Origin of the sequence: Marmoricola endophyticus (genome assembly GCF_014644415.1) — a bacterium.
Taxonomy (GTDB): domain Bacteria; phylum Actinomycetota; class Actinomycetes; order Propionibacteriales; family Nocardioidaceae; genus Marmoricola; species Marmoricola endophyticus.
In genome coordinates this window covers 329,501-341,902 of the sequence record NZ_BMKQ01000001.1, presented here as the reverse complement: position 1 = coordinate 341,902, position 12,402 = coordinate 329,501, and the positions used below count along the sequence as shown (strand labels likewise).

Sequence of the window (12,402 nt, the reverse complement as noted above, 5' to 3'; positions counted from 1 at the left end):
CCAGGACCAGGGGTCCCGACCGCAGCCGCCGTGGTGCGCCGCCGATGGGTACTGCCCTACTTCGGACTCTGGAACGACTTCACGGCGCTGTACGACGCGGAGACACCGGGGCTGGTGTAGCGCACGTAGTAGCGCCACGCCCCCGTCGGGAAGCTCTGCGCCACCGTCCAGGAGGTCGCCCCCTGGGCGAGCACGACGGCCGCACCCTGCTGGGCGGAGGTGGCGCCCTTGCCCGGCACGCGGAACACGGTGATCTTCGCGCCCGTGCCGGCCGCGGGTGCGACGGTCCCCTTGATCGTCACGATGTGTCGGTTCGCGCCGGTGCCGGGCGCCCCTGACGTGATCGTGACCGCACCGCCGACACCGACGGTGCCGATGGTGGCCTCCATCGGCTGCAGGATGTCGCCGAACTGCGGGTTCAGCGCGGCGTTCTCGATCTTGGTGATCTGCGGCGTCCGGACGCTGTACGTCGTGCCCTGGGTCGGCTTCACGGAGAAGATGTAGCGACCGACGCTGTTGGAGGTGAAGCTGTCGACCTTGGTCGGCTGACCGCCCGAGGTGGCGGCGTACAGGTCGACCGGGACGCCGCTCAGCGTGGGCGTCCCCGGCGTCGCGTTCGCGATGCCGCCGCGGATGGTGACGGTGGACCCCGCCGTGACCTTGGTCGGCAGCGCGTCGGAGGTGTTCAGCGGAGCCGCGGAGGGGATGAACCCGGCGGAGCGCCCCGTGCCGAGGTAGGCGCCGATCTTCTTCTGCTCCTCGGGCGAGGTGAGGAAGTCGAGGAACTTCTTCGCGTTCGCAGCACTCACCTGGCCGCCCCCGTCGAACTTGGCCGGGTTGATCGCGTAGCCGTGGAAGGAGTTGACCAGCAGGTCGGCCCCACCGGGCGCGGAGGCCGCGTTGTCGCGCGCCACGATCTGCAGGTTCTTGGCCTGGCCCTGGCTCTGCAGGTACGCATACGTGCCACGGTCGGTGAACACGTAGCAGTTCGAGCCGTTGCCGCCGACGTTGTCGCCGCACTGGTCGCCGGCCGTCACGTTGGCGGCCTGGCCGAACCCGGTCACCTTGTACCAGGACGGGTAGGGCCGGGAAGTCTCGGTGGTGGAGCAGTCGCTCCCGGCGGCGTCAGAGGTCACCGGCGCCTTCCCACCGCCCTGTGCAGCGGACACGGTGCAGGTGGAGACGCCGCTGGTCAGCGCCCAGATCGCGTGCTCCTGGACAGTGGTGCCCGGCGTACTCCCGCGGGAGACGAACTTCGCCTTCCCTGACGCACCGGCAGCCGCGATCTTCGCGAAGGCTGCGGCTGCATCGGAGGACGGCTGTCCGCCGCTGGTCACGCCGGCCGGGTCGCCCTTGGGGCCGAGCAGCACGTAGTCACCCCAGAACAGCGAGCGGCCGTACGGCTCGGCGGAGTAGCCGTCGGCGACGAACTGGTTCTCCAGCGATGCGGCGTGCACCAGCAGCGCACTGAAGGACCCGGTCTTGGCCGAGGCGATCGCGGCACCGGTCCCCTGCGGGGTGTACTGCAGATCGATACCGGTGGCCTTCTCGAAGTCGGGCTCGATGACGTTCTGGACCAGACCGGAGTCGGAGACGTCGGTGGTGCCGACGACCTTGATGACGGAGTCGTCCGCGTGGGCGGGAGCGACACCGAGGGAGACGGCCACCGAGGCCAGCAGGCCGATGGCGCACGCGAGGGTGCGTGAGCGGTGTGTGAGGGTCACGGGAGAGTCCTATCGCACTACCTAGGAAATATCTTGGTAACACCGAATCCGTCTCGGCAGATGAGTCGCGCGTGAGGCAACGGGTCGGCGCGGGCGGGGTTGCGACGCCCTACGTTGGCCGATGTGGAGCTGCGCTACCGACTCGCGCTGGTGACCGGCGCGGGTACGACGCTGGGCCGGGAGGTCGCCGTACGCCTCGGCCGGGCGGGCGCTGGCGTCCTGGCCGCCGACCCCGACACCGCCGCGGCGCAGGAGACCGCCAGGCTGGTGCGCGAGCGACGGGTCTGGGCGGCGAGCGTGCAGGTGGACACGCACGTCGAGGCGGACGTACGGCTGCTCGCCGCGCGGGTGCACGACCTCGGTGGCGTCGCGCTGGTCGTCGACGCGGCCGGCGGCTCGTACGACGCCTTCCTGCGCGACCTGCTCGCCCAGGAGGGCGAGCCTCGCTGGGTCGACGCCGCCACCCTCAGCAGGCTCGGGGGACGCGGAGCGATCGGACTGCTCCGGGCCGGCTGAGGAGCCGGCCGTCACCAGAGCCCGGGCTCCTCCTCCTGCACGGAGACCGGAGCGGGACGTGGGGCGTCCTTCGGCTGCTCGTGGCTGGCGGCCACGGCCAGCCTGTCGACGAGGTCGTTCATCGGGTGCCCGGAGTGCCCCTTGACCCAGGCGAACTCGACGTCGCCGCGCTCGTTGACCAGGTCGACGAACGGCTCCCAGAGGTCGCGGTTCGCGACCGGCTGCTTGGCGGCGTTGCGCCAGCCGCGCTTGTGCCACCCCTTCCACCAGCCCTGTCGGAAGCAGTTGACGACGTACGTCGAGTCGGAGACCACCCGCAGCGGACCCTCGAGCGTCTGCACGGCCTCGTACGCCGCCCGGATCTCCATCCGCTGGTTCGTGGTGTGCGGGTCGCCGCCGGAGCCCTGGGGGCCGTCCCGGACGGCCCAGGCCCAGCCCCCCGGACCGGGGTTCCCCTTGCACGCACCGTCGGTGTAGACCTCGATCACGGCGCTCACCCTATGCGGGACTCGGGACCCTCCAGCGGCACCCAGCCGCGCAGGAACGACAGCACCCGCTCGGCCGGCATCTCGCACGGGCGCAGGACCGCGCCGGCGTCGGTGAGGTAGACATTCGCGCTGACCACGCCGCTGCCGCCGAGCTCCTCGGCGTACACCGCGACCGAGCGTCCGCCCGCCGCCTCGGTACGACGCAGACCCCAGCGCGCCCCGGCGAAGCGGACAGCGCTCCACCCCGTGGGCACCCGTGCCAGCAGGTCGAGCAGCGGCTCAGCCATCGGTCCGTACGACGACGTCGACCCGGCGGACGGCCACGCCCCACCGGTGCACCCGCGTCTCGAGCGCCGCACGCACGGTCTCGGCGGCCCGGACGTTGCTCGCCGCCAGCTCGGCGACGGTGGTGCGGCTCGCGAGCTCGCGCAGCGCGGCGACGGCCTCACGCTCGACGGCGTACGACGCGTCGTCGACCGCGGTCAGGTAGCGGACCGGGTCGTCGACCCGGTACACGACCCGCAGCTCGGCCGCGACGGAGGCCGCGTCACTGCTCGACACCGATGCCGTGGCGGAGACCTGCCGGTCGGTGGAGGACACGACGCTCACCTGCTCGCGCGGCGGGAGCCAGAGCAGACCGGCGGTGACCATGCGGACGTACGTCCCCTGCTGCGTCACCACGCCCACGTGGCCCGCGGGCACCATCCTCAGGCGGCTCGCCCCCGCCACCAGCGCGGCCGCCACCAGGACCACGATCACCACGATCACCATGTCGGGCTCGAGCCTACGAGCCCGTGGCCCGCGTCTGACGACGGCCGCTGCTTAGGATCGTCCGCACACCCCACCCCCGAGCCGACCTGCGGAGCACACCTTCGATGTCTCGAGTCACCGAGGCCGCCGACGACGCCAAGAGCCGGCTGGCCCGCGCCCGCGAGCGCTGGCCCGTCCTGGACCACGTGATCCGCATGCAGCAGCGCTACGGCGCCGCCAACGCCTCGCAGCAGGCCGGCGCGGTGACGTACTTCGCGTTCCTCTCCTTCTTCCCGCTGCTCGCGCTGGGATTCTTCGTCGTCGGGATCGTGGCGCGGGTCTACCCGGGCGTGCGCCAGAACCTGCTCGACGGCATCGACCAGGTGCTCCCGGGCCTCATCGGCAACGGGTCGGGCGAGCTCTCCCTCGACGACGTCCAGACGTTCGCCGGGTTCGCCGCGGTCATCGGCGTCCTCGGTGTGCTGTACGCCGGCCTCGGCTGGCTCTCCAGCCTGCGCGAGGCACTCGTCGTGGTCTTCGACCTGCCGCCCGGGGAGACGCCGAACTTCGTCGTGGGCAAGCTCCGCGACCTGATCAGCCTGGTGCTCCTCGGCGTCGTCCTGATCGGCTCGGTGGCGATCTCCGGGGTGGTCGGTGCGTTTTCCGGGGCGCTGCTGGACCTGGTCGGCCTGGAGACGACGTTCGCCTGGCTGGTGACGCTGGTGTCGGTGCTGCTCGGGCTCGCCGCCAACGCGCTGCTGTTCTACAGCCTCTTCCGGCTGCTCGCCGCCCCGCCGCTGTCGAACCGGGCCCTGTGGTCCGGCGCCGCGCTCGGCGCGATCGGCTTCGAGATCCTCAAGCAGCTCTCCTCGCTGCTGCTCGCCTCGACGAAGAACCAGCCGGCGTTCCAGGCGTTCGGGATCGCACTGATCCTGGTGGTCTGGTTCAACTACTTCTCCCGGGTCGTGCTCTACGCCGCCGCCTGGGCGCACACCGACGCCGACGCCACCGCGGACCGCGAGGCGGCGGAGGCGCAGCGGCTCGCCGACGAGGAGGCCGAGCGCACCCGATTCGTCGCCCCGACGGAGCCGCAGCGACTCTCCCCGGCCGCTGTGTTCGCCGCCGGCGCCGCCTCCGCGGTCGCTCTCGTGGGCGTCGTACGACGCAGGGCGCGGCCTCCTCGGTGACCTGCGGACCGCTCGTCGCTCAGACCGCGACGGGCTCCCGGGTCTCCGCCTCCGGCCCGAGCACGTCCGCAGTGCGTGGCGCGTCGTACACCGCGTGGTCGAGGATCCCGGACCGCTTCGCCACGATCACGGGGACGAGCGCCTGACCGGCCACGTTGGTCGCCGTCCGCATCATGTCCAGGATCGGGTCGATGGCCAGCAGCAGCCCGACACCCGCCAGCGGCAGCCCGAGGGTCGACAGGGTGAGCGTGAGCATCACGACCGCACCGGTCAGCCCGGCCGTCGCGGCCGAGCCGACCACCGACACGAACACGATCAGCAGGTAGTCGGCGAGCGACAGGTCCACGCCGAAGACCTGGGCCACGAAGATCGCCGCCAGTGCCGGGTAGATCGCCGCGCAGCCGTCCATCTTGGTCGTGCTGCCCAGCGGCACGGCGAAGGAGGCGTACTCCTGCGGCACACCGAGGTTGCGCACCGTCACCCGCTGGGTGACCGGCATCGTGCCGACCGAGGACCGCGAGACGAAGGCCAGCCAGATGGCGGGCCACGCGCCGGTGAAGAACTTGACCGGGCTCAGCCCGTGCGCTCTGACCAGCACGGGGTAGACGACGAGCAGCACCAGCAGGCAGCCGACGTACACGTCGACGGTGAAGGTGGCCAGTGGCGCGAGCAGGTCCCAGCCGTACTGCGACACGGCGCGCCCGATCAGCCCCAGCGTCCCGAGCGGCGCCAGCCGGATGATCCACCACAGGATCGTCTGCATGATCGCCAGCAGCGACTCGGTGAAGTGCAGGAAGGGGTCGGCCTTCTCCCCGGTCTTCAGGATCGCCACGCCCACGACCAGTGCGATCACGACGATCTGCAGCACGTTGAAGCCGACCACCGAGCTGAGTGTCCCTCCGTCGTCGGTGGTGTCGACCTCCAGGCCGAGCGGGTTCCCGGGGATGATCCCGGCGAGGAAGTCCGTCCACGAGCCGCGCGAGCCGTCGTACGACGCGTCGCCGGCGGTCAGCGTCGTCGACCGGCCCGGGTTGGTGAGCAGCCCCAGCCCGATGCCGATGGAGACCGCGATCAGCGAGGTGATCGCGAACCAGGCGAGCGTGCGCAGCGCCAGCCGGGTCGCGTCGGCGACCTCGCGCAGCCGGGCGACGCTGACGACGATCGCCGAGAAGATCAGCGGCGCGACCGCGGCCGTGAGCAGCGTGACGAACGTCGACCCGACGGTGTCGAGGGTCGTGGAGAGCCAGCCGAGGTCGCCCGTCCGGGCAACGAGGCCGAGCACCACGCCGAGGACGAGACCGAGCAGGACCTGGAGCCAGAAGGGAACCTTGCGCACGGGTGGGCCAACCGCGACGGGTACGCCGGTTGTTCCCCCGCTGCTCCCTGCGGTGACGGAGGTCTCGACGCGGTCCGGCTCAGGACACCGCCTCCCTGCTCGACCGCCTCCCCACCGAAGCCCCGACCACCACGGGCCCACGAGCCGGTGAACCCGACCCGAGCGCCGCCGCGGGTGGTTGAGCCCGAACCGAGCGCCGCCGCGGGTGGTTGAGCCCGAACCGAGCGCCAGCGAGGCAGGACGTCGAAACCACCCGCACCCGCAGCACCCGCCAGACCAGCCCGTCCGCCAAAGCCCGTCCGGGAGGTCTCGACGCGGTCGTCGCTGGCGCTCCTCCCTGCTCGACCACCTCCCCACCGAAGCCCCGACCACCACGGGCCCACGAGCCCACGAGCCCACGAGCCCACGAGCCCACGAGCCAGTGAACCCGACCCGAGCGCCGCCGCGGGTGGTCGAGCCCGAACCGAGCGCCGCCGCGGGTGGTTGAGCCCGAACCGAGCGCCAGCGAGGCAGGACGTCGAAACCACCCGCACCCGCAGCACCCGCCAGACCAGCCCGTCCGCCAAAGCCCGTCCCGGAGGTCTCGACGCGGTCGTCGCTGGCGCTCCTCCCTGCTCGACCACCTCCCCAGCACCGTCGTCGCTGACGCTCCCTTCGACGAGCTCAGGTCATCGCCTCCCTGCTCGACCACCGAGCCAGGCAGCCGACGATGGCGGTGCTCGATCACGGCCCGCTGCCCGCGGGTAGCGTCAGGCCCGTGAGCCTGATGACCCGGTCCCTGATCACCACCGGGCTCGCGGCGAACGCCCTCCGCCCGCTGCGCGGCCAGCGCACCTCCATCGGCCTCTTCGGCGTCGGCCTGCTGGCCGGCGAGCTGGCGCCCCAGCTGCTGGCGGCGACCGCCGCGGACACGGCGTACTCGCTGCTCCGCGGCCGCGCCCGCACCCGCGACCTCGTCGCGGCCGGGGCCGCCGTCGGCGTGCTGGCCTCGCTGGTACGCCCCGCGTGGGGTGCCGGGCGAGCCGTCGAGGAGGCCCTGGAGGCGGGCATCGGCGCCGACTACGCCACCCGCCTCGACCACGCCCCCACCCCTGCCGAGCTGCGCACGCAGTGGCGCCCGCTCACCCACCCGTTCCGGATGCGGCTGCGCGAGGTGGAGCGGATCCGGGACATCGCCTACGCACCGGGCGGCGTACGCCACCGGCTCGACGTCTACCGCCCCAAGCCGGTCCCGGGCGACCCTCCGCTGCGCGACGCGCCGGTGCTCGTCCAGGTGCACGGCGGCGCCTGGGTCTACGGCTCGAAGAACGCCCAGGGCCAGCTGCTGATGAACCGGATGGCCGCACGCGGCTGGGTCTGCGTCGCGGTCAACTACCGGCTCTCCGACAAGCACCCGTGGCCCGCCCAGATCGTCGACGTGAAGCGCGCGCTGGCGTGGGTGAAGCAGCACATCGGCTCCTACGGCGGGGACCCGACGTACGTCGTCCTCACCGGCGGGTCGGCCGGCGGCCACCTCACGGCGCTGGCGGCGCTGACGCCGGGCGACGCCGAGTTCCAGCCGGGTTTCGAGGACGCCGACACCAGTGTGGCGGCGGCGGTCCCGTTCTACGGCGTCTACGACGTCGCCGGCCTCGACGGGACGCGTGAGTCCAAGCGGATCCGCAACTTCTTCGGCCGGCGGGTGATCCACGAGCGACCCGACGAGCAGCACGTCGAGACGTTCCGGCGGGCCTCACCGCTGACCCGGGTCCGCGAGGACGCGCCGGACTTCTTCTGCCTGCACGGGAGCGCGGACACCGTCGTCCCCGTCGGGCAGGCACACGGCTTCGTCACCGCGATGCGGGAGCGCTCGCGGGCGAGCGTGACGTACGCCGAGCTGCCCGGCGCCCAGCACGCCTTCGAGACCTTCGCCTCGATCCGTTCCCAGCACACGATCAAGGCCGTGCAGCGCTGGCTGGAGTGGCACCGGGCGGGCCGCACGTGACCACCTCGGACCAGGTCCTCGCGCACGCGCGTGCCGCCAAGGGCTTCATGCCGGACGACGAGGGCGCGCTGCTGCACCGCACCGCGCTGGCCCACCTGCCGCACGGGCCCGCGCTCGAGGTGGGCACGTACTGCGGGAAGTCGGCGCTGATCTTGGCCGCCGCGGCGCTCGACACCGGCCCGGACGCAGTGGTGTTCACCGTCGACCACCACCGCGGGTCGGAGGAGAACCAGGCCGGCTGGGAGCACCACGACGCCGGGCTGGTCGACCCGGAGACGGGCCTGATGGACACCATGCCGGTCTTTCGCCGCACCCTCCAGCGGGCCGGGGTCGAGGACCGCGTCGTCGCCGTCGTCGGCCGCTCGCGCACCGTGTCGGCGCACTGGCGGACGCCGCTGGCGCTGCTGTTCATCGACGGCGGGCACGCCGAGGAGCACGCGCAGGCCGACTACGCGGGTTTCGCTCCCTGGGTCGGCCCCGGCGGTGCGATGGTGATCCACGACGTGTTCGAGGACCCCGCCGACGGCGGGCAGGCGCCGTACCACGTCTGGCAGCGGGCGGTGGACTCCGGCGACTTCGTGCCGGCGACGACCGTCGGGTCGATGCGGGTGCTGGAGCGCGTCTAGGGACTACCGCTTCTTCTTCGGGCGGCGCTTGCGCGGCGTTGCGATGACCACGAAGTGGAGGTACTGGCTGTTGCCCGCGAAGCGGGCGAGGTGCGTGCGCGCCCAGGTCTTCCACTTCTCCGTGCCGATGCCGTAGCCGGTGTCGGCGAGGCTGTTCACGCCGGTCGTGCTGATCACGCGGTAGCCGCTCTGGCGGAACATGTCCTCCATCGAGGACTTGGTGAAGAAGCGCACGTGGGTGCGGTCCAGGATCCCCATCTCGGTGTACGTCCAGTGGCCGCGCGCCAGCCGGAGCACGTTGGGCAGCCACTGCACGTTGGGGATGCCGGCGAAGATCCGACCGCCCGGGTTCAGGTGCTTGCGGGCCGCGCGCAGGGTCTCCCACGGGTCGACGATGTGCTCGAGCACGTCGTTGAAGCAGATCAGGTCGAACTTCTCCTCGGAGTCCGCGAGCACGTCGGGGAAGTAGCCCGTGTGCACCTCGTCGAACTCGTGCCCGACCCGCGCCACCTCGGCCTGGCTCGCCACCGGCTCGATGCCCACCAGGCGTGCGTCGGGACCCAGCGCGTCGCGCAGCGAGAAGCCGAACCCTCCTCGCGAGCACCCGACGTCGAGCGCCGAGCGTGCGTCGGTCGGGATCAGCGGCGCGAACTCCGGCCGGGGAGCGTCGGGGTAGACGGCCTGCTGCTGGGGGTGCGACACGCGGGCGACCCTAGCTCAGGCGCTCAGCCGGCAGCGGCAGTCACCCTCGAGCTCGCGCACAGCGGGCAGCGAGTCGCCACGCATGATGCCCGCACCGGGAGTGCTGCGCGAGAGCGCGTCGACCGCGAGGACCTGCGCGGCAGCGGTGTACGTCGTCTGCTCCGGCGGCCAGTTGCCCTCGTCGGGGAAGACGAACCCCGTCCAGTAGCGGCCGTCCTCGAGCCGGAGGTGCTGGGAGTCGCCGAGCACCCGGCACGCCCGGTCCCGCTCCCCCAGCGCGTCCAGCGCCATCACCAGCTCGGCGGTCTCGGCGCCGGTCACCCACGGGTTGGTGTCCACGCACCGCACCCCGAGCCCCGGCACCACGAAGTCGTCCCAGCGCGTCGCCAGCAGTGCTGCGCCCTCGGCACCGCGGACCACCCCGGCGAGCACCGGGTAGTACCAGTCCATCGAGTACGTCGACTTGTCGGCGAACGCGTCGGGGTGCTCTCGCACCGCGTGGCCCAGACGGCCGGCGGCCTCCTCCCACCGCGGCGCCGGCGCGTCGAGCAGGGCAGCCAGCGCCAGCCCGGCGCGCAGCGAGTGGTGGATCGAGGACGACCCGGCCAGCATCGCCTCGTCGCTCGCCTCCCCCGGCGCACCGTCGGTCCACTCCCTGCTCCAGGCGATGCCACCCCAGGGCAGCTGCATCGAGCAGACGTAGTCCAGCCCCGCACGCACCGCCGGCCAGCACCGCTCCACGAACGAGCGGTCGCGACGCACCAGCCAGTGGTGCCAGACACCGACCGCGAGGTAGGCGCTCATGTTGGTCTCGCCGCTGTCGTCCTCGACCTCACCGCGGACGATCTTCATCGGCCACGAGCCGTCGGCGCGCTGCAGCTCGAGGCACCAGTCGTACGCCGCCTCCGCCGCGGCCACCTGGCCGGCGACGAGGAGGGCCATCGCGGCCTCGACGTGGTTCCAGACGTCGACGTGCTCCCCGGTCGTCCACGGGATCGCCCCGTCGGGCTCCTGCATGGCGGCGATCGATCGCCCCGTGGCCTCGACCTCGTCGGCCGAGAGCACTCCCGGAAGAGCGGGCACGCTCACGCGGGCTTGTGGAGGTAGAGCACCATGCTCTTGCCGACCAGCGGGTCCAGCACCTGCTCGGCGCCGCGAGTCAGCCGCGAGAGCCCCTTCGTGCGCATGATGTCCCAGACCAGCACCTGGTGGTACGCCTTCACGAGCGGGTGCGTGTCGTTCTCGACGCCGACGGCGCACTTGAGCCACCAGTACGGCGCGTGCAGCCCGTGCGCGTAGTCCTTGCCGTCCAGCTCGAGCCCCGCCTTGGTGAGCTTGTCGGCCAGCTCGGCGTCGGTGTAGATCCGGATGTGCCCGCCGGGCGTGTCGTGGTACTCCCGCGAGAGCTTCCAGCAGATCACCTCGGGGAACCACCGCGGCACGGTGACCGCGATCGTGCCGCCGGGCCGCAGCACCCGGACCAGCTCGCGGATCGCCGCGATGTCGGCGGGGACGTGCTCGAGGATCTCGGCGGCCACCACCCGGTCGAACTCGCCGTCGGCGAAAGGCAGCGAGAGCGCGTCGCCCTCCTTGATGTCGGCGGCGGCGCCGGCGGGGACCTCGCCCTGCTCCTTCATCGCGCCGAACACCTCGAGGACGTTGGCCAGCTCGTCGGCGTCCTGGTCGAACGCGACGACGTCGGCGCCGCGGCGGTACATCTCGAAGGCGTGGCGTCCGGCGCCGCACCCCATGTCCAGCACCCGGTCGCCGGCGGTCAGGCCCAGCCGGTCGAAGTCAACGGTCAGCACGTGCGCGCTCCTTCTCCTCGATCGCTCGTCGGTACGTCGCCTCGGTGGCCAGTGCCACCGCACGCCAGCTGAAGCGCTCGAGCACCCGTGCGCGTCCAGCAGCCCCCATCGCCGACCTGCGGTCGGGGTCGTCGAGCAGGGCGCCCAGCGCCGTCACCAGCTCGCCCACGTCCCCGGGAGTGACCAGGTCGGCGCACACGCCGTCCTCGCCGACCACCTCGGGGATCGCGCCGGCCCGGCTGACCACCAGCGGTGTCGCGCAGGCCATCAGCTCGGCCGTGGGGAGTGAGAAGCCCTCGTACAGCGACGGCACGCAGGCGACCTCCGCCGAGCCCATCAGCTCGACCAGCTCGGCGTCGCTGACCCCGTGGACGAAGCGCACCACGGACTCCAGCCCGAGCCGCTCGATCTGCTGCTCGGTGGGCCCTCCGGGCGTCGGTCGGGAGACCAGCACCAGCTCGACCTCCCGCTCGGTGCGCAGCTTGGCCACGGCCTCCAGCAGCGTGCTGATGCCCTTCATCGGAGCGTCCGCGCTCGCCATCGCCAGGATCCGTCCCGGGACGCGCGCGGTGCTCGGCGGTACGAACGTGTCGTCGGCACCGAGCGGTACCACCTCGATCCGCTCCGGGTCGACCCCGAAGTCGGCGACGATGTCGCGCCGGGAGGACTCCGAGACGGTGAGCACGTGCCGCAGCCGGCGGGCGACGTGCCCCTGCATGCGGAGGAAGCCGTACCACCGCAGCAGCGCCGGCTTCCGGCGCAGGGGCGCCTGGGCGAGGTCGATGCGCCGGTCGAAGGTGATCGGGTGGTGGATCGTGGCCACCAGCGGGAGGCCGCGCCGCTCGAGGTCCAGCACGCCGTGCGCGAGCACCTGGTTGTCGTGCACGACGTCGAAGTCGTCGGCCCGCTCACGCAGCAGCCGGGCGACCCGCCGCCCGAAGGTCCGCGGCTCCGGGAAGCCGGCGGTGCACATCGTGAGGAACTCCTGCACGTCGATCAGGTCGCGGAACTCGCCGAGCCGCGGGATCCGGAACGGGTCCGGCTCGCGGTAGAGGTCCAGGCTCGGGACCGGGGTCAGCCGCACACCCTCGTCGAGCTCGGGGTAGGGCTGGCCGGAGAACACCTCGACGGTGTGGCCGAGCGCGACCAGCTCGCGGCTGAGGTGGCGGACGTACACGCCCTGGCCGCCGCAGTGCGGCTTGCTGCGGTAGGACAGCAGCGCCACCCGCATGCTCGCCCCTCTCGATTCGCTGGACGGGCACGCACCCGACTTCCGTACAT

General features: G+C 72.3%; 13 protein-coding genes. 4 read left to right on the top strand and 9 right to left on the bottom strand.

Annotated features, from left to right (window positions below):
- Window positions 1–56: 56 nt before the first annotated feature.
- A complete protein-coding gene (locus IEX42_RS01695; RefSeq protein ID WP_188777668.1) occupies window positions 57–1,724 on the bottom strand; it encodes a substrate-binding domain-containing protein in 1,668 nt (555 codons plus the stop codon).
- A gap of 123 nt (window positions 1,725–1,847) precedes the next feature.
- Between IEX42_RS01695 and IEX42_RS01690 the strand changes: the two genes are divergently transcribed.
- Window positions 1,848–2,240 (top strand): SDR family NAD(P)-dependent oxidoreductase, encoded by a 393-nt coding sequence (locus IEX42_RS01690; RefSeq protein ID WP_188777666.1) that lies wholly within the window; start codon window positions 1,848–1,850, stop codon window positions 2,238–2,240.
- Between the two features lie 11 nt (window positions 2,241–2,251).
- Here the strand turns inward: IEX42_RS01690 and IEX42_RS01685 are convergent, their stop codons facing one another.
- Genes IEX42_RS01685 through IEX42_RS01675 form a run of 3 tightly spaced genes read right to left on the bottom strand, consistent with a single transcriptional unit; the run spans window position 2,252 to window position 3,499 of the window.
- On the bottom strand, window positions 2,252–2,728 hold the full coding sequence (locus IEX42_RS01685) for a ribonuclease H family protein (RefSeq protein WP_229660504.1): 477 nt from the start codon (window positions 2,726–2,728) through the stop codon (window positions 2,252–2,254).
- 5 nt (window positions 2,729–2,733) lie between these two features.
- Window positions 2,734–3,015, bottom strand: coding sequence for a peptide methionine sulfoxide reductase (locus IEX42_RS01680; RefSeq protein ID WP_188777662.1), 282 nt, complete (start codon window positions 3,013–3,015; stop codon window positions 2,734–2,736).
- A complete protein-coding gene (locus tag IEX42_RS01675) occupies window positions 3,008–3,499 on the bottom strand; it encodes an SPFH domain-containing protein (RefSeq protein ID WP_188777660.1) in 492 nt (163 codons plus the stop codon). Before IEX42_RS01675 ends, IEX42_RS01680 begins: the two co-directional genes overlap by 8 nt.
- Window positions 3,500–3,603: 104 nt before the next feature.
- Here IEX42_RS01675 and IEX42_RS01670 point away from each other — a divergent pair, with 104 nt between their 5' ends.
- Window positions 3,604–4,665 (top strand): YihY/virulence factor BrkB family protein, encoded by a 1,062-nt coding sequence (locus IEX42_RS01670; RefSeq protein ID WP_188777658.1) that lies wholly within the window; start codon window positions 3,604–3,606, stop codon window positions 4,663–4,665.
- A gap of 19 nt (window positions 4,666–4,684) precedes the next feature.
- On the opposite strand, the gene IEX42_RS01665 is transcribed toward IEX42_RS01670, so the two are convergent.
- Window positions 4,685–6,001 carry a dicarboxylate/amino acid:cation symporter gene (locus IEX42_RS01665; protein WP_188777657.1) on the bottom strand — a complete coding sequence of 439 codons (1,317 nt, stop codon included), beginning with the start codon at window positions 5,999–6,001 and terminating at the stop codon, window positions 4,685–4,687.
- 766 nt (window positions 6,002–6,767) lie between these two features.
- Between IEX42_RS01665 and IEX42_RS01660 the strand changes: the two genes are divergently transcribed.
- Both IEX42_RS01660 and IEX42_RS01655 read left to right on the top strand, forming a co-directional pair.
- Window positions 6,768–7,985: an alpha/beta hydrolase gene (locus IEX42_RS01660; protein WP_188780815.1), complete on the top strand. Its 1,218-nt coding sequence runs from the start codon at window positions 6,768–6,770 to the stop codon at window positions 7,983–7,985.
- Entirely contained in the window at window positions 7,982–8,611 is a 630-nt protein-coding gene (locus IEX42_RS01655; protein WP_229660503.1) for a class I SAM-dependent methyltransferase, read from the top strand. The genes IEX42_RS01660 and IEX42_RS01655 overlap by 4 nt, the downstream gene beginning before the upstream one ends.
- Before the next feature lie 3 nt (window positions 8,612–8,614).
- On the opposite strand, the gene IEX42_RS01650 is transcribed toward IEX42_RS01655, so the two are convergent.
- The 4 genes from IEX42_RS01650 to IEX42_RS01635 are packed head-to-tail and all read right to left on the bottom strand — an operon-like array spanning window position 8,615 to window position 12,352.
- Complete coding sequence (locus IEX42_RS01650; protein WP_188777655.1) at window positions 8,615–9,313, bottom strand: class I SAM-dependent methyltransferase; 699 nt, start codon at window positions 9,311–9,313, stop codon at window positions 8,615–8,617.
- 15 nt (window positions 9,314–9,328) lie between these two features.
- Complete coding sequence (locus tag IEX42_RS01645; protein WP_188777653.1) at window positions 9,329–10,402, bottom strand: prenyltransferase; 1,074 nt, start codon at window positions 10,400–10,402, stop codon at window positions 9,329–9,331.
- Complete coding sequence (locus IEX42_RS01640) at window positions 10,399–11,121, bottom strand: class I SAM-dependent methyltransferase (RefSeq protein WP_188777651.1); 723 nt, start codon at window positions 11,119–11,121, stop codon at window positions 10,399–10,401. The genes IEX42_RS01645 and IEX42_RS01640 overlap by 4 nt, the downstream gene beginning before the upstream one ends.
- Complete coding sequence (locus tag IEX42_RS01635) at window positions 11,108–12,352, bottom strand: glycosyltransferase family 4 protein (protein ID WP_188777649.1); 1,245 nt, start codon at window positions 12,350–12,352, stop codon at window positions 11,108–11,110. Before IEX42_RS01635 ends, IEX42_RS01640 begins: the two co-directional genes overlap by 14 nt.
- Window positions 12,353–12,402 lie beyond the last annotated feature (50 nt).

Excerpts from the sequence above, each read along its gene's own strand:
- IEX42_RS01680 (WP_188777662.1), bottom strand. The coding sequence starts at position 3,015 with ATGGCTGAGCCGCTGCTCGACCTGCTGGCACGGGTGCCCACGGGGTGG.
- IEX42_RS01675 (WP_188777660.1), bottom strand. The coding sequence starts at position 3,499 with ATGGTGATCGTGGTGATCGTGGTCCTGGTGGCGGCCGCGCTGGTGGCG.
- IEX42_RS01670 (WP_188777658.1), top strand. The coding sequence starts at position 3,604 with ATGTCTCGAGTCACCGAGGCCGCCGACGACGCCAAGAGCCGGCTGGCC.
- IEX42_RS01660 (WP_188780815.1), top strand. The coding sequence starts at position 6,768 with ATGACCCGGTCCCTGATCACCACCGGGCTCGCGGCGAACGCCCTCCGC.
- IEX42_RS01635 (WP_188777649.1), bottom strand. The coding sequence starts at position 12,352 with ATGCGGGTGGCGCTGCTGTCCTACCGCAGCAAGCCGCACTGCGGCGGC.